This is a genomic window from Desulfovibrio sp. 86, from assembly GCF_902702915.1.
In the GTDB taxonomy this organism is placed as follows: Bacteria; Desulfobacterota; Desulfovibrionia; order Desulfovibrionales; family Desulfovibrionaceae; genus Desulfovibrio.
The window spans coordinates 2770371-2786614 of sequence record NZ_LR738849.1; the positions used below are offsets into that span (position 1 = coordinate 2770371).

The window sequence follows — 16244 nt, forward strand, 5'->3', positions numbered from 1 at the left end:
GCCAGGTTGCTTTTTTGCCCCGCGCGGTTGCGGCAGCACGCCGACAGGCGGTGACGCTCACAAACATACTGTCCGCAACTACAGATACGTTGAGCGCATTACAGATATGTGCCCTCAAAGGGTTATGGCGCTTGGCGATGATCGGCAGGATTATCGGGAGCGGGCGTAACGGGCGGGATGCACCGCCAGCCCAAAAGCGGCATCAGAAGCGGAAAAAATATAAAGGGGATGCTTGCTGTTGTGGCGCCGAGTATGGAAAGCGGCAAGGTCAGGGCCACGTTCCAGGGGATAAGCACCGGGAGCAATACGGCGGTGTTGGAAATCATTTGGGCAAAGGCGGTTTTTTCCCGTGGCGTGCGGTAGAATTTTTGCTGAATCTTTGCGGTAAATAATATTGCCAGGGTCTGGTTACAGGCAATGGCCGAAGCCGCCAGGCTAACCACTGCGTTGGTCAGGTATGCGCCCAGGTGTGGAAACAAAAGGGCGATGCCGCGCTCTGCTCTGGTCAGAAAGGCGGAGCGTATCAGAATTTCGATGGTGCTTGCCGAAAGCAGGACGATAATGATGGGTGCGGCCATAGAGCAGATGCCGCCGCCTGCAAAGAGCCGCGCCAGTGAATCGGTACCGTGGATTTCGTATCCCCACAGGATGCCGTGCAGTGCTTTGACAGGCGGTATGCCCTGGAGCGTGGTGGCAAGGACAATGGCTGTCAGGGTGCTGCAAAGAAAAATATAGCGCGCGCGGATCTTGAACGTTGGCCCGAATATAACCACCAGGGCCGGAACAAGCGTGGCCGGCGTGAGGGCGAAGGCCCCGCCAAGTTGCTCCGCCAGGTCGGTATGCGGCGAGATTGGCGGCATGAACCACGAAAGCAAGCCGTATGCAAGGCTGCATATGACAATGACCGGCAAGGCGTCACGCATATTGCGGCGCATATTGTTTTCTACCAGGGTGTCGGTGACGCTTGCCACCAGTTGAGCGCTGGAGGACAGGGGCGAGCCCCTGTCGCCCACATACGCCCCGGCAATGATGGCGCCGGCAAGCATGGGCATATCCGTGCCGGAGCTGCTGGCAATGATCATGATGGGTATGCCAAGCACGCTGATGGTGCCCACAGACGTGCCGATGAGCATGGAGATAATGGCGGAAAGAATGAACGAACCCGGCAAAAGCAGCGGGGGCGAAAGAAAAAGCAGGCCGTGATAGACAAGATAGGCAATGGTGCCCGATTCGCGCCATGCCGCTGTGAGCGCGCCCACGTAGAGCAGCGTTTCCGCCACGGCAAATGAATTGCGCGCGCCTTCAAAGGCATGGCGCGCGACTGTGTTGCACGGCGTCCCTTGTTTGCAGGCCAGGGCCGCAGAGAAGGCCAGCCCGGCCAGCAGCGGGCAGGCAATCCATATTTCCAGTCGTATGCTGATAAAAAGTATGGCTGTAAAAAGTATGGCTGCGCTGTAGATCATAGTGGTTGGTGCAGGTGTTAAACGGAAAAAGACTTCACCGCAACCAATGCGTGTACGCAGTGGCACAAACATACTGGCATTAGAACGAAAAAGAATGATGCCTTACTGAAGTCCTGAGGGCAAGTACGCGGGCCGCCCCTGCCATCGGCAGGGGCGGCCCGCGTGCATCAATTGGCGCACCCCATCGCCTTGGCGATGATCTGGGCTGTATGCAGAACACGGACGTTGGAGAGTCCGTTGCGGGAAAGGCCGTCTTCTATGTGCATGCGGCAGGCAGAGCACCCCGTGGCCACAATTTCCGCCTCTGTAGTCCGAATATTGGCTATTTTGTCGTCGTTAATCTCGCGCGAGAGATCATAGTGCACAGCGCTGAAAGTACCTGCGCAACCGCAGCAGCGGTCGGCATTTTTCATTTCACGCAGCTCAAGGCCGGGAATGGCGGTGAGCAATTGCCGTGGTTGCGCCGAAACGCCCATGCCCCTGACCAGATGGCAGGGGTCATGATAGGTGACGGACCTCTCCATAATGAGCAGATTTTTGATTTCGCCAAATTTTACAATAAAATCAGAAAAATCGTAGACATGCTCCTTGAGGCGCTCCCATGATTCGCGGTAGGGGCTGTCATCAAGCACCATGCCGTATTCGTGGTTCAGCGCCGTGCCGCAGGTAGCGCAGGCGGTGATGACGGCCTCCACGCCCGCGGCCGCCAGAGCTTTAACGTTCATTTCCGCCAGCGTCCGCCCGGCGGCAAAGTCGCCGGAGGTTATGGCGGGCGTGCCGCAGCAGCCGATGGCATTGGGCAGCACAACCTCCATGCCCAGGGCCGCCAGCACGTTAACCACGGCACGGCCTGCCTCCGGATAAACATAGGTCAGCATGCAGCCTGGAAAAAAGGCCACGCGCATTTTTTTTGCGCCACGCGGGGCCGTCAGGGGAGTGACCCGCGAACGCAGGGGCCGAGAAGAAAGTTTGGGAATAAGGCGACGTTTGTTCAGTCCTGCCGCAGGGATGGGCAGGCGTGAAAAGCTGCCCGGCCCTTCAAGCGCGTCTTTGAACAGCAATTTTTGAAACGGTGCTCCCATGCGCAGGCAAAAATCAAAAATACGCCGGTACCCCAGTGCCGTGAAGGCTATGCGTTTGGCAAGGGGCAGGGGGGTATGGTCTGCCACAGCGCGACGGAAGCGCATAAACAATTCAGTGGTGCGGATATTGGAGCTGCAGGCTGTTTCGCAGGCTTTGCAAAGGGCGCAGCGGGTTATGGATTCTGCCAGGTTGGCGTTGGGTTCAATACCCCCTTCAGCCATAATACACAGTTGCAGCAATCTGCCACGCGAGCAGGCCGCCTCTGCTCCGACCTTGTCGAAAACAGGGCAGACAGCCTGGCAGGCGCCGCAGTATGTGCATGCCGATGCCGCTTTTCTGATGTTTTCAAGCTCTGATGCGCTAACCATGAATATACTCCCCGAATATACAGCCAGGGTTCATGATGTTTTTGGGGTCAATGGCCTTTTTTATGCTGATGAGGCAATGAAGCTGGGCCTTGCCGAGCTGCCGCTCCAGGTAGTGGATTTTTTCGTGCCCGACGCCATGTTCAGCGGAAACGGTGCCGCCGATGGATATGATATATTCGTGGAATTCTCCGCGCAGCTGTACGGCACGCTGGTGCTCCTCATCGGTGTTGAACAAAATGCAGGGGTGTACGTTGCCGTCGCCAGCGTGCCCATAGCAGCCGGTCACGATGTTGTGCTTCTTTCCCAATTCTTCAAGCTTGCGCAATACATCCGCCAGACGGTTGATTGGGGCGGCGGGGTCGCCGCTGAGGCGCGAGCGGGCTTTTTTGTACAGGGCGCTCAGACTCATGCGGCGCGCCGTCCAGATATGTGCGGCCTCTTCTGCGGTGGCGGCAATGCGTATCTGCACAGCGCCCAGGCGTTCGCACACGGTACGGATTTTTTCCGCCTGCGCATCCAGGGTATTGTTGTAGCCGTCCACCTCTATAAGCAGCATGGCAGCGGCATCCACGGGAAAGCCCTGATGTGTGGCCTCCTCCACCGCGCGGATGAGCGTGTTGTCCATAAATTCCATAATGGAAGGCACCACGCCGCTGACCATAATTTCAGAAATGGCGTGGGCGGCCTTGTCCACATCGGCAAACGCGGCCAGCATGGCTTTTTTGCCTTCAGGCAGCGGGATAAGCTTCAGGATTATTTCCGTAATAACGCCAAGGGTTCCCTCTGAGCCCGTAAAAAGCTGGGTAAGGTTGTATCCGGTGACGTCCTTGATGCACTTGCTGCCGCAGTGGATGATGTCCCCCGTAGGCAGCACCACCTCAAGCCCTGCCACATAGCTCTTTGTGGTGCCGTATTTGACGCACTGCAGTCCCCCGGCGTCGGTAGCCACATTGCCGCCAATGGTGGAATAGGCGAAAGAGGCGGGGTCGGGCGGGTAAAACAGGCCATGGGTTGCGGCGATTTTTTTGATGTCGGCCGTAACTGCGCCCGGCCCTACAACCGCAGTGAGGGTGGCGGGGTCGATGTCAATTTTTTTGAAGTGCGTCAGAGAAAGAATGATGGTTCCCGGCATGTCGATGGTGGTGTTGTCGCTGAGGCAAGAGCCCTGACCGCGCGGGATGACGGGTATGGCGTGTTCATAGGCAAGACGCATTATCTGCGATACTTCCGCGCTGGTGTGGGGCTGCACTGCCAGAACCGGCAGGTTGGGCGACAGCTCGCGCGAGCGAGCGTTAAAAAGATAACAGACCAGTTCTTCTTTGTCTGAAACGACATTTTCCGAGCCTACTATATCTGAAACAGCTTTAATAATCTGCGCGTCTTGCATGAACTGCTCCTGCAATATGATGTTATGGCTGCCGGAGGCATCGACCCCGGCAGCCCGGTTGCGTCAGTCGTCAGCTCCAGTCACGCTGATGGCGAATTCGGGGCACAGGGCAATGCAGGTCAGACAGCCCACACAGTTCTCGGAATGTGCTGCCTGAAAAGGATTGTAACCTTGCTTGTTGAATGCGGCAGCCTGGCTGAAGACTTCCTTGGGGCAGACTTCGGCACAGTAGCCGCAGGCTTTGCACAGTTCGCCGTTTATGCTGATTGTAAACTCTTTGGTCTTGGCGGGCACGGTAAACCTCCTCCGATTTGTACGGATGCGCAAGTGCGTCGCATTTCTGCGGCACTAGTTGGCTGTGCGCAGAGCGGCAGCATTGCCGGCGCGGATGGCGGCAATGTTTTTTTCGGCCACTTCCCCGCGAAATTTTGTTTTGATGACGTTTTCGAGGCTGCCCATCCCCATAAAGGGGTTGAGCGCCAGCATGGCGCCCAGAGCCACAAGATTTGCGGCCTTGGGCACGCCAAGCTCATTGGCTATGGCTGTGCAGGGAATACCCAGCCAGTTGGGCAGGTCTTTGCTGAACAGTGTGCTGTCATACACCACCGGCGCATCGGAAGCGTCGTAGCGAGTGCCCACAACGCCATGCAGCGCCATAATGAAGGTGGGTTTGCGCACTTCTTGGAAAAGAATTTCCTCTTTTCCCGCCAGCAGTTCTGTCGAGATAAACCCTCCGCGTTGGGCAACGCCATACGACTGGGTTTGGGTGACATTAAAGTTTTCGCTCATGGCCGCCTGGGCGAGCAGGGTGGACATGAGCACCAGACCCTGACCACCTGTGCCTGCCATGATGATTTCCTGCATTTTGCTCATCCTACTTTCCTCCGGCGGCATCCAAGATGCGCTGGCGCATGGTTTCGTACCGCTGTGAAAAACTGGGGTTGCTCTTGTCGGCGAAGACGCCAACCTTAAAATAGCCTTGGGCTTCAGGGTCTTCCATGGCGTTGTACTTGGCTTCGGTAAGCGCCTTTTCCTTTAGCCAGCGGAGCATGATCTGCGGATTTTTCATGCCGTTGCGCGGGCCAAAAAGCGTCGTGCAGGGACTCATGACTTCCAGCAGGGAGAACCCGGGATTCTGCAGGGCTTCCTTGATTCTTTTTTGCAGTCTGGGGCCTGCCACGGCTGTTTCGCGTGTTACGTAGTTGCCGCCTGCCGCCGTGATGAGCGAGCAAAGGTCAAACCCGCGTTCCGGGTTGCCCATGAGCGTTGTGCTGGTGCGCGCCTCGGCCGGGGTGGTGCCGGAAGCCTGGCCTCCGGTCATGCCGTAGTTGTAGTTGTTGACCAGGATGACCGTTATGCCCATGTTGCGGCGGGCCGCATGGATAAGATGGTTGCCGCCTATGGTTGCGCCGTCGCCGTCGCCCACAAAGGCCACAACGTGCAGATCCGGGTTGGCGGCCTTGATGCCGGTGGCAAAGGCCAGGGCACGCCCGTGCGTGGAGTGGAGATAGTTTGTGTTAAGGTATCTGTTTATGGTGCCGCTGCAACCGATGCCGGGCACGACGACGATCTTTTCCGGAGGAATGTTCAGTTCTTCAAATGCCCGCATAAGCGCTCCGGCAATAATGCCGTTGCCGCAACCGGCGCAGCTCAGGTGCGGCAAACCCGAACGCTTGAGATAGGCTTCTCCTGTAGCGTGAGACATGTTGTGTCCTCTCTGTTGGCTATATATGCTTTGCGATGTCTTCAGGTTTGATGATCTGGCCGTTGAAGGTATTGACCTTGATCAGCTTGCCGGGATCATCGATGCACTTCAGAACTTCCCCTGCCATCTGTCCGGCATAGTTCATTTCCGGCACGATCACCTTGCGGGCTTTTTTCAGGTAAGGGGCGATCTCCTCGTAGGGGAAGGGCCACATGGTCAGGATCTGAAGCACGCCCACGCGTTTGCCTTCGGCGCGGGCCTCCTTGGCAACGGTGCGGGCACAGCGCACGGGGCTGCCAATGGCCACGATGAGCACATCGCAGTCGTCAACGTCGTAGGTTTTGATCATGACGATTTCATTGCGCCCGGCTTCAAGCTTGGAGTGCAGCTGGGCCACACGGCGGCTCGCGTTGTCGGGGTCGCTGTTGGAACAGCCGTCTTCACCGGACATGGATGCCGTCATACGGGTGATGTACCCGTCGCCAAAGGCGGACATGGGGGCGACGGCGCCGGGCTCGAAACAAAGAGGAACAAAAGCTTCGGGCGCGCACGAGGGCTTTGTGCGGTTGATGACAGGCAGCTCCCCTGGCGCGGGCACAGTGATGTTTTCGCGGACATGCCCGACCTGTTCGTCAGGGGCGAGAATGACGGGGACGCGGTATTTTTCGGCAATGTTGAATGCCTTGACCGTCAGCTCAAAGCATTCGGCCACGGTGGCGGGGATCAGCGCCACAACGGCCTGGTCGCCGTGCCGGCCCCAGCCAAGCTGGATCAGGTCGGCCTGCTCCGGCTTGGTGGCCAGCCCCACACAGGGGCCTTGGCGCTGCACGTTTACCACAACCACGGGCGTTTCCATTATGACCGCAGCGGAGATATGCTCCTGCATCAAGGAAAAGCCGGGGCCGCTGGTGGCGGTCAACGCCTTTGCGCCAGAAGCGGACGCGCCTATGATGGCTGCCATGCTGGCAATCTCATCTTCCAGCTGCATAAAGACGCCGCCGGTTTTGGGCAGTTCCTTGGCGCAGATTTCCGCGATCTCGCTTGAGGGCGTGATGGGGTATCCCGCGTAAAAGCTCAGTCCGGCATACAGGGCGGCGCTCGCTATGGCCTCATTGCCCTGCATGAGCTTTTCATTTTCTTTCATTGCAAAACTCCTTATTCGGTCCTTGCCGCGTAGAGTGAAAACTCGTGGTGGGGCTTGCGGCGCTTGCAAGGGGAAAAGCAAAAAGGATGCCCATATGTTCGTTGTTGCGTAAAATATCTATAATCATATGATATGATTTATTTTTCATGTATATTCCCCAGGTGGGGTGGGGGGAGGGGCTGGCGTATAACCAGGCTTGCTGTGGCTTCTAACCTGGTTTTAACCAGGCGGCAGTTTGAACAAAGAAACTGGCGTATAGCTGTCGCCGTAGAATGCCATTATGAGCTTCCCCTGGAGTGGCGTCGCGCCTGAGCCGTAACTGGGCGCAAAAAAAGCGGAACACCCATGCCATGGGCGTTCCGCTTTTTTCAACGGCAGGGAAGTCGTCGCGTTGTGGCGCGCTGCACTTTCGTGCAGCGTTAGAGCTTTTTAACTTTGAAAAAGTGTAAATGCTCTAAAACAGGTTGGCCTGCTCCTCGCCCCGCAAAACGCGCAACGCGCCCAGAGCCAGGGCCTTCAATTCATGCTCGCCGGGCAAAACCATGACCGGAGCCACAAAGCGCACGCGCTCGGTGATCCAATGGGTAAACATCTGGGAATACGCAACAGCGCCGGTCAGCACCACGGCGTCCACCTTGCCGCATACCACTGAAGCCAATGAGCAGATGTCCTTGGCCGTCTGATAGGCCATACCTTCGTAGACCAGTCTGGCCTCGGCATCGCCCTTGGCGATGCGGGCCTCCACTTCGAGAGCGCTGGCCGTGCCCAGATAGGCCATCAGGCCGCCCTGGCCCTTGACCCGGCGGGTCATGGAAAAACGGTCGTGCTTGCCCGAAAAACAAAGGTCGATAAGCTTGCGGCACTGTACGCGTCCGGCACGTTCCGGCGAGTAGGCGCCCTCATCGTCGGCCACAATGTCCTCCATAACCCCGTGGGTGATTACAGAGGATGTGATGCCGCTGCCCAGGTGGCTTACAATAACGTTGCAGTCCGTCAGCTTTTTGCCCAGATTTTTTGCGGCCTCCAAGGCCATGGCGCGCATGTTCAGCACATGGCAGCGCGCCACGCGGGGCAGCTCCGGCAAGCCTGAAAGGCGGGCGAGGTCGGAGAGCTCATCCACTGCGACGCAGTCGTAGATAAAGGCGGGTATGCCGTCTATCTCGCGGCTGAAGGCGTAGGCCAGCAGGGCTCCCAGGTTAGAGGCGTGCTCTGAAAAGTTGTGGTTTACCAGCTGATCCACCATCTTTTCGTTGACGAGGTAGGCGCCCTTTTTTACGGGCGGCAGGCCGCCGCCGCCGCGTCCGGCTACGGCGGTAAGCTGTTTGAGGTCAAAACCTTTTTGCCGCAGGCAGTCCTCAATACTCTTTTTGCGCAGAGGAAGCTGCTCGGCAATGGTTTTGAATGCGGAAAGCTCCTGCACATCGTGGGGGATGTTGGCGTTGAACAGCTCGGTTTCGTTTTCAAAAACCGCAATCTTGGTGGTCGTGGAGCCGGGATTGATAACCAGTATGTTTTGTACGTCCGTCATGGTGTTCCTCTGGGGTTAGAGCAATTTCTCTAGCGATGCTGCCGCCATCCGTAAGGCTTCTTCGTCACCCAGCGGCTGCCGCTTGAAGTTGCTCTGGCGGATGCGGGAGCAGGCGCCCGCCGTGGAGGCGTAAGCGCAGTTTATCTGCGCGGTTAAACGCCGGAGCGGGCGTCCTGAAAGCATTGAGAATAGATATTCTCAATGCGAAAATGCTCTAGCCGGCGGCAGCGGCCAAAAGCATGGGCAGATATTTGTCTTCGGCCACTGCGGCCCGCGAGGGCAGCACCATGGGCACGCGCCCGCCCACCACTATGCCCGCGCGGTGAGCTCCGGCGGAATAGACCAGGGATTTAAGCAAGATATTGCCTGCCGAAATATTGGGCATGATCATGAGGTCCACATTGCCGGGAACAGGGCTCGTGCATTTTTTGATGGCGGCAACCTTGGGGCTGATGGCCAGGTCGTAGGACAGGGGGCCTTCGACCACGCAGTTCTTGATTACGCCATCCTGATTCATGGTCTTGAGCGCGGCGGCGTCAACAGTTTCCGGCATTTTTTCACTGACGTGCTCATTGGCGGCAAGCACAGCCACCATGGGTTTGTCAAAGCCCATACGCAGCATGGCGTCAACGGCGTTTTCCAGAATATCACGCTTTTGTTCCAGGGTAGGAGCGATGTTGAGGGCGATGTCTGAAAGGGCCACTATCTTGTGGTAGCTCGGAATCTGTACAAAGCAGATGTGTGAAATAAGCTTGCCGGTTCTGAAGTTGCAGCGTTCTTTGAACAGATTTTTCATCAATATGGGCGTTTCAATAAGCCCCTTCATGATGACGTGGGCCTTGCCTTCATTTACAAGATCCGCAGCCGTGAACACGGCATCTTCATCAGAATCGGCCGACACAATGGCAAAGCTGTCCGGATCGTGCCCCAGCCCGCGCAGTCCGGCGGCGATCTTGTTTTTGTCGCCCACCAGGATGGATTCCAGACCGCCCTTGTTTTTGGCTTCCACAACAGCCTCAAGGGTATTGGGGTCTTCAGGCCGTACCACGGCAAGGGTGCGTCCGCCGCGTATGTGGGGCGCAGCCTGCGCGAGAAGTTCATCAAAGTTATGGTAGATCATGTCTGTCCCTCAGTTGGATTGCAGTTGCGGGCTGTCGGCTTGGGTCAGCCGCACCCTCCCTGTTTTTCCGTTGTGCAATTCCAGGGCCATCGGTACTAACAGCAAAAAGCCGCGCTCAGTCGGTGATTTGGGGCGCAAAGGTCTTGTGTGATGGCTGTTGTGCTTGATCTGTTTGCAACCAGGTTGTACACGTCTTTTAGACCGTCAGGGGATGACGGCTCTATTCCGACCACAGTCAGGGGGCAGACGCATGGCGCTGGAACTGGTTACCGTTTCCGTTGATCCTGAAAACAGGGACAAGATAAACAGTCAGCTTACGGCCCTTATGGGCAATGATTTCAAAATTATCAGCTATTCCTGTCAGGAATACGCCCATCTGGCCGAACACCCTGAAAAGGTTGTGCTGCTCTCCGCGCCGGTGGTCAGGGATCTCATCATTGACCACGTGCCCGAAACCTGCACCGTTTTTATCGCCAAGCGGGTCATCAACCCCAAGGCCCTGCGCAGGATATTTTCCATACCGCCTGGTTCGGAAGTGCTTGTGGTCAACAATCTTTACAAAAACGCCATTGAGGTGGTGGATGAGCTCAACGCCCTGGGCTTCAGACACCTGCATTTTACCGCCCATATGCCTGGGACTGTGCCCGACAAGCAGTATGAGTATGCCGTTACGCCCAATGAGGAGGCGCTGGTGCCGCAGGGGATTCCCCAAATTATCAATTTGGGAACGCGGCTGGTCAGCCTGATGAGCATTGCCCAGGTCATCTTTCATATGACAGGCGGCAGGATGGGCGAATCAATGATCTATGAGCGTTATGTGAAGTACCTGGTGACGCTTTCGTCCAATTTGTCCATTAAATTCAAAAAGCGCATGCTCATGCAACGGCAGATGAACATGGTGCTCTCCGCCTTTGAAGATGGGGCCATCATCGCCAGCAAAAGCGGGCGCATCACGTTTTCCAACAGTGCCGCCCGGCTTATTTTGCATGAAGCGCAGCTCGACGCCAAAAACGTGTGCGATCTCGGCTTGAGCGCCGATATTCTTGAGCCGGGCAGCAGCTTTATCGTGCGCGGCAATACCACCATATATTTTGAAGTAAAAAAACTCCCGCTGAGCGAGGATGAATATATCTTTCTGATCACGCTCAAGGACGTAAACCGCGTTGCATCCATAGACAAGGAATACAAAAAATTTAAAAAAGTTCAGGATAACGCTGCCAAGTTCCGCTTTAAAAACATTTTGTATAAAAGTTCGGCCATGGCCAGAACCATTGCCCTGGCGCAACGTGTGTCGCAACGCGACGCCACGATTTTGATCACAGGCGAATCGGGCACTGGCAAGGAGTTGCTGGCGCAATCCATTCATAATGCCTCGCTGCGCAAGGCGTATCCCTTTGTGGCCATCAACTGTGCGGCCCTGTCGGAAACGCTGCTTGAGAGCGAGCTGTTCGGTTACGAGGATGGCGCGTTTACCGGCGCCCGCAAGGGAGGTAAAAAGGGGCTTTTTGAGGCCGCCGACGGGGGTACGCTCTTTTTGGACGAGCTGGGCGATGCGCCGCTTTCAACGCAAATAAAGCTGCTGCGAGTACTGCAGGAAAGAGAAGTCATGCGCATTGCCGGCAACACCATCATTCCCGTAAACGTGCGGGTTATTGCTGCCACCAACAAGGATCTGCACAAAGAAATGACGCTGGGCAATTTTCGTGAGGATTTGTATTACAGGCTTAATGTTATCAATATCAGGGTGCCCCCGTTGCGGCACAGAACAGGAGATGTGGACTTGTTGCTCCGCACGTTTCTGGAGCGCAAAAGTGTTCCATCCGATGTTATTACGCCTGAAATGCTGTCTCTGCTTGAAGGGTATGACTGGCCGGGCAACATCCGGGAGCTGAAAAACATCGCGGAATATATTTCTGTCATGTACGACAGCACCCCCGTACTGGCGGATGAACTGGCCCAAATGTTCAGTCGCCCCGGCAGGGCCGCCCGGCGTGAAGAATTGCCCGCAAGCGTTGCCGCCTCTGAAGCCGGAGGCACAGCCATCCAGTATTTCCGCAGCAGCGCCATGGGCGGCGACATCCTGCACATTCTGGAAGTGCTGCGCAAGGCGCGGGAGGCGGGGCTGCTCATGGGCCGCAGCTCCATACAAAAAAGGCTGCGCGATCTGGGCCTTGAATTAAGCGCCCAGCAGATCAAAACACGGTTGGATCGCCTGCGTGAACGGGGGTTTACCATTTCAAGCAACGGCCGGGGAACCGTACTGACCGACAAGGGACTGGATTTTTTGCGCCAGGGGGCTGAATGACAGACGCGAGGGCCTTCGTGTTTTTTGCGAGGGCGTGGCGCGGGCATATGGCTGGCGCGACTGCGTGCAGCCACTGCGGGGTAAAAGTTGCGGGACCCGGCCCTACCTTTGCCGGGCCCCGCGCCTGTGGGGTGGGGTGAGGAAAAAGGAAAACGTCAGTACTTGCGCAGGACCAGAACCAGCGAGGCTGCGGTTCCAATAAGCGCAATGCACATCAGAACGTAAAGAGCGCCGGAAAAGCTGCCGCTGGCACTCATGGAAAATCCCATAATCAACGGGCCGCTGGAGGCGCACAAAAAGCTCAGACCGTTCATGATGCCTGCCCCAAGAGAAATGGCTTTTGCGGGCACCATTTCCTGCAACATGGTAAAGGTCATGGGCGCGCCAAGGGTGAGCACGCCCATGCCAAAGCAGATGCTGATGGCCGCAAGCATGTTGTTGCTTGTCTGCGCGGACAGGTAGAGCCCCAGCGCCGCGCCCAGCGAGGCCACAATGCAGAAGGGGGCTCGTCTGCCGACAATGTCGGAGGCCCAACCGGCAAACAGCTTGCAGGCTATGGAAAGGATGAACGGCAGCGAGGCCAGGACGCCCATTTCGCTCCAGGAGAATCCCCTGGCGCTTTTAAGGTAGGCTGGCAGCCATGTGAGCAGCCCCCAGTATACGATATTGTGGACGGAATAGTAGATGACAAGCATCCAGAACAGCGGGTTGCCCTTGAGCAGGTGCAGGTTCTCCCGCAGCAGGGTCTTGAAGGCAGGCTTGGGGCCAGGTGTGGTCTCGCCCTCCTGGCCATTCTCGATGTAGGTTATTTCGGCCAAATTGGTGAATTTGCACTGTCTGGGCGTATCTGGGGCAAAGCGCCAGATAAGGTACAGGGGCACAAAACCCACAACTGTACAGGTAAAAAAGCTGATGTGCCAACTGGTATGCGGCACCAGCCATGAAAAAAAAGGCATGGCGACAGCCGGAGCCAGCGACGTGCCGATAAACCATGAGGCATTGGCCTTGGCGCGCTCCTTTTTGGGAAACCAAGCCTTGACGTAGGTGCTCTGCATGGGAAAGTGGATGCCTTCACCAATGCCCAGAAGAAAACGCGACAAGAGCATAACCGCAAGCGTGGGGGCTATGCCGCCCATAAACATGGCTATGCCCCAGGTAACAACCGCCAGCAGCATGGCGCGTCGCGGCCCAAGATAGTCACCCAGCGAACTCAAAAAAACATTGCCCAGTCCGTATGCGATCAGAAAAACAGTCATGAGCAGGCCAGCTTTTGAAGGATGGTCAGCGATGCCCATGGCCTTCAAAAAATGCTCATCGGCGATGAGAATAGAAATATTCACCCGATCAAAATACGCCACCATGATGGTGATGAGCAAAACGACGATAAGCACAAACCGTCGCTTGGTCGGGCGCTCGCACATTGCAACTGTCTGCGCGCGCACTGGGAGCTCCTTGGTTGGCTGTAAGGGGAAACCGCGCGGCCAAACGGCGGCATGTCCGGTTGAGCAGGCAAGAGCAAATATAATGCCATTTTCAGGGAGCCCGCGCCGCGTATATATGTGTTGCCCTGACCAGCGCTGTAAAGGGAACCGGAAAATGCCTGATGTCGCAAGTTATTTTTTGTGGCCCGCTGTAAAGGGCATTAAACCTGGTTAAAATCTGGTTGTGTGCTGATCAGGCGAACAGTGTGGAGGGCCCGTGGGCGCTGTCGGTAAACGCGGATATTGGCCGCGCGCCAGCAACGGGCTATCCGAGCTTGCGTAATTTCTGTCTGTTTGGCGGCGGCGTCTGGACGGAAACAAGGCGGCCTGCCTGTGGTATTCTTTTTGCTGAATGGGACGCAGTAGAGGGTGCTCCGCACGCCAGTGGCATTGTAGGACGCATTTGGGGTGCCCAGAAATCAGGAGGTCGCATGAGTCCCGCAACAACTGTCCGCATCAAACAGGTCTTCGCCGCCATTGGTACCATCCTTGCGCTGGTGACGGCGTTTCAGACCCCGCCGCAGGGCGTCCCTCAACCCACCATGTATGCCATAGGCATTTCCATTTGGGCTGTTTTTTGGTGGGCTACCGGGGTTATTCCCGAATATGCCACCGGCCTTATCATGTGCACGCTGTTTGCCAGCGTTAATGCTGTGCCGTTCAAAGTGGCGTATGGGGCATTTGCCGGCCCGGTGTTCTGGCTTACGGTGACTGCCTTTGTTTTGGGCGCCATGGCGGGCAAGGTGGGGCTGCTGAAACGCATGGCCCTTTGGGTTCTTAAAATATTTCCCCCCACATTCAACGGGCAGGTCTGGGGGCTTATCGTCTCCGGCCTGGTGATCAGTCCGCTTGTGCCCAGTACAAACGGCAAGGCCGCCTTGTCCAGCCCCCTTGGCCTGACCATCAGCGACACGCTGGGCCTCAAAAGAGGCGGTAAGGCGGCCAGCGGTTTGTTTTTGGCCTGTATGACCGGTTTTTATCTGACGAGCACCCTGTTTTTGAGCGGTACGGGCTCCAACTACATGTTCCTTGGCCTTCTTGGAGGCACCTCTGGCAACGTGACCTGGATGGCCTGGTTTTTACGGGCCATTGTTTTTACCGTCATTTTGATGGTGGGCCTTGGGACGTACATCTGCCTGTTCTGCAAACCCGATAAGCAGGTATCCCTGCCGCCCAGCTACATCAAGGAGCAGCTCCAGGCCATCGGCCCCATGACCCGCGACGAACGCTGGACCTTGGGCATCATGCTGACCACGCTGCTGCTGTGGATGACGGAATCACTGCACGGCATCAAGTCCGGTGAAGTGGGCGTGCTGGCAATCTGCGCGCTTATGGTTACCAAGGTGATGTCGCGGCAAGACTTTAATAACAAGGTCGCCTGGCCTGCTGTTATTTTTATCGGCACACTGCTGAACATGGCTGGCGTTGTGCAGGCCCTCAAGCTGGATAAACTGCTTGGCGAAGCCCTCACCCCGATACTCTCGGCAGTGGCGTCCAATCCCTACACGCTGGTGTTGGCCATTATCGCCTCGCTGTTTATTCTCAAGTTCGCCATCGTGTCGGTGCTGACTTCCGCCGTGATATCGTTCTTCATCTTTTCTTCAGTGGCAGCGGGAATGGGCGTAGACCCCTGGATTGTCGCCTTTGTGGCATGGACAAGCTCACATATCTATATTTTCCCCTACCAGAACTCGGCATATCTGTGTGGGCATTACGCCGCCGCAAGCGAAATGATTGATCACGGCGAGGGCAGAAAGCATTCTTTCATCTTTGTATTGCTTTGCGTTGTCGCGGGTATGGCCAGTGTGCCGTTTTGGCGACTGCTGGGTCTGATACAATAGTTGCGGCGTAACGCAATCGCAGTGTAACAGGCTTGTGGTGTGACCAGCTTGCGCTGTAAAACAGTTTCTGGCGGATGTACCGATTGTTCCGGTACTCCGCCAGATGTTTTGTATCAGGGCCTGTCCAGTTGTGGAGAGCACGGGTGCGTTTGTGTTTCCGCTGTGCTGCGGCTTGTCTCTGCCTGTCGCGCTCTTTCGGCGTCAGCCGAAGCTGAAGTCCGTGGGGCCGGAGCAGTGGCGCAGTCGCTCTGGGTCAGGCCTGTAATCGTCAGCGGCGTATTCAGGCAGGGTGGTGGGGGTGCTGGAAGCGGCTGTCAGACTGGGGGGATTTTGGGAGGCGATTATCAGGCAAGGCTGTGGAACAGCGTTTTTTTGAGATGCTTCCTATGCTCTGGTTTGGGCCGCCTGCGCGGCGGGCGGCAGAGACGGTCTGGCAGACCGGGGTTCGATCGCAGGACTATTGTGCTGGCCGGGATTTTGGGAGGCGATTATCAGGCAAGGCTGTGGAACAGCATTTTTTTGAGATGCTTCCTATGCTCGGGTTTGGGCCGCCTGCGCGGCGGGCGGCAGAGACGGTCTGGCAGACCGGGGTTCGATCGCAGGACTATTGTGCTGGCCGGGATTTTGTAGAGGTGATTATCAGGCAAGGCTGTGGAACAGCATTTTTTTGAGATGCTTCCTTCGCTCTGGTTTGGGCCGCCTGCGCGGCGGGCGGCAGAGGGGGCCTGTTAGGGGCTGTGCCCCTCCGAGGCCCCCTCTGCACTCCCCCCGGACGACCCCCCAGGTTTTCAATTTCCTTAATCTGACGAGGGCTGCGCG

The 16244-nt window shown here is 56.8% G+C and carries 12 protein-coding genes; 2 read left to right on the top strand and 10 right to left on the bottom strand.

What is annotated here, in order from left to right; all coding sequences use genetic code 11:
• Window positions 1-122 precede the first annotated feature (122 nt).
• The 9 genes from DESU86_RS11335 to DESU86_RS11375 form a co-directional block, all read right to left on the bottom strand.
• Entirely contained in the window at window positions 123-1463 is a 1341-nt protein-coding gene (locus DESU86_RS11335) for a Na+/H+ antiporter NhaC family protein (protein ID WP_232088347.1), read from the bottom strand.
• Window positions 1464-1630: 167 nt separating this feature from the next.
• Window positions 1631-2914 carry a (Fe-S)-binding protein gene (locus tag DESU86_RS11340; RefSeq protein WP_179981142.1) on the bottom strand — a complete coding sequence of 428 codons (1284 nt, stop codon included), beginning with the start codon at window positions 2912-2914 and terminating at the stop codon, window positions 1631-1633.
• The gene (locus DESU86_RS11345; RefSeq protein WP_179981143.1) at window positions 2907-4301 is read right to left on the bottom strand and encodes an FAD-binding oxidoreductase; all 1395 of its coding nucleotides are present in this window, start codon (window positions 4299-4301) and stop codon (window positions 2907-2909) included. The genes DESU86_RS11340 and DESU86_RS11345 overlap by 8 nt, the downstream gene beginning before the upstream one ends.
• A gap of 63 nt (window positions 4302-4364) precedes the next feature.
• A complete protein-coding gene (locus DESU86_RS11350; protein WP_232088348.1) occupies window positions 4365-4595 on the bottom strand; it encodes a 4Fe-4S dicluster domain-containing protein in 231 nt (76 codons plus the stop codon).
• 54 nt (window positions 4596-4649) lie between these two features.
• Entirely contained in the window at window positions 4650-5174 is a 525-nt protein-coding gene (locus DESU86_RS11355; RefSeq protein ID WP_179981144.1) for a 2-oxoacid:acceptor oxidoreductase family protein, read from the bottom strand.
• A gap of 1 nt (window position 5175) precedes the next feature.
• Window positions 5176-6006, bottom strand: coding sequence for a thiamine pyrophosphate-dependent enzyme (locus DESU86_RS11360; RefSeq protein WP_179981145.1), 831 nt, complete (start codon window positions 6004-6006; stop codon window positions 5176-5178).
• Between the two features lie 19 nt (window positions 6007-6025).
• A complete protein-coding gene (locus DESU86_RS11365) occupies window positions 6026-7150 on the bottom strand; it encodes a 2-oxoacid:acceptor oxidoreductase subunit alpha (protein WP_179981146.1) in 1125 nt (374 codons plus the stop codon).
• Between the two features lie 454 nt (window positions 7151-7604).
• The gene (buk, locus tag DESU86_RS11370) at window positions 7605-8678 is read right to left on the bottom strand and encodes a butyrate kinase (RefSeq protein WP_179981147.1); all 1074 of its coding nucleotides are present in this window, start codon (window positions 8676-8678) and stop codon (window positions 7605-7607) included.
• Between the two features lie 214 nt (window positions 8679-8892).
• Window positions 8893-9798 (bottom strand): phosphate acyltransferase, encoded by a 906-nt coding sequence (locus DESU86_RS11375; RefSeq protein WP_179981148.1) that lies wholly within the window; start codon window positions 9796-9798, stop codon window positions 8893-8895.
• Window positions 9799-10048: 250 nt separating this feature from the next.
• Here DESU86_RS11375 and DESU86_RS11380 point away from each other — a divergent pair, with 250 nt between their 5' ends.
• Entirely contained in the window at window positions 10049-12103 is a 2055-nt protein-coding gene (locus tag DESU86_RS11380) for a sigma 54-interacting transcriptional regulator (protein WP_179981149.1), read from the top strand.
• A 155-nt stretch (window positions 12104-12258) separates the two neighbouring features.
• Here the strand turns inward: DESU86_RS11380 and DESU86_RS11385 are convergent, their stop codons facing one another.
• Window positions 12259-13545 carry an MFS transporter gene (locus DESU86_RS11385; protein ID WP_179981150.1) on the bottom strand — a complete coding sequence of 429 codons (1287 nt, stop codon included), beginning with the start codon at window positions 13543-13545 and terminating at the stop codon, window positions 12259-12261.
• A 470-nt stretch (window positions 13546-14015) separates the two neighbouring features.
• Here DESU86_RS11385 and DESU86_RS11390 point away from each other — a divergent pair, with 470 nt between their 5' ends.
• Complete coding sequence (locus DESU86_RS11390; protein ID WP_179981151.1) at window positions 14016-15425, top strand: SLC13 family permease; 1410 nt, start codon at window positions 14016-14018, stop codon at window positions 15423-15425.
• Window positions 15426-16244: the final 819 nt, after the last annotated feature.

Excerpts from the sequence above, each read along its gene's own strand:
- DESU86_RS11335 (WP_232088347.1), bottom strand. The coding sequence starts at position 1,463 with ATGATCTACAGCGCAGCCATACTTTTTACAGCCATACTTTTTATCAGC.
- DESU86_RS11340 (WP_179981142.1), bottom strand. The coding sequence starts at position 2,914 with ATGGTTAGCGCATCAGAGCTTGAAAACATCAGAAAAGCGGCATCGGCA.
- DESU86_RS11345 (WP_179981143.1), bottom strand. The coding sequence starts at position 4,301 with ATGCAAGACGCGCAGATTATTAAAGCTGTTTCAGATATAGTAGGCTCG.
- DESU86_RS11355 (WP_179981144.1), bottom strand. The coding sequence starts at position 5,174 with ATGAGCAAAATGCAGGAAATCATCATGGCAGGCACAGGTGGTCAGGGT.
- DESU86_RS11360 (WP_179981145.1), bottom strand. The coding sequence starts at position 6,006 with ATGTCTCACGCTACAGGAGAAGCCTATCTCAAGCGTTCGGGTTTGCCG.
- DESU86_RS11365 (WP_179981146.1), bottom strand. The coding sequence starts at position 7,150 with ATGAAAGAAAATGAAAAGCTCATGCAGGGCAATGAGGCCATAGCGAGC.
- buk (WP_179981147.1), bottom strand. The coding sequence starts at position 8,678 with ATGACGGACGTACAAAACATACTGGTTATCAATCCCGGCTCCACGACC.
- DESU86_RS11375 (WP_179981148.1), bottom strand. The coding sequence starts at position 9,798 with ATGATCTACCATAACTTTGATGAACTTCTCGCGCAGGCTGCGCCCCAC.
- DESU86_RS11380 (WP_179981149.1), top strand. The coding sequence starts at position 10,049 with ATGGCGCTGGAACTGGTTACCGTTTCCGTTGATCCTGAAAACAGGGAC.
- DESU86_RS11390 (WP_179981151.1), top strand. The coding sequence starts at position 14,016 with ATGAGTCCCGCAACAACTGTCCGCATCAAACAGGTCTTCGCCGCCATT.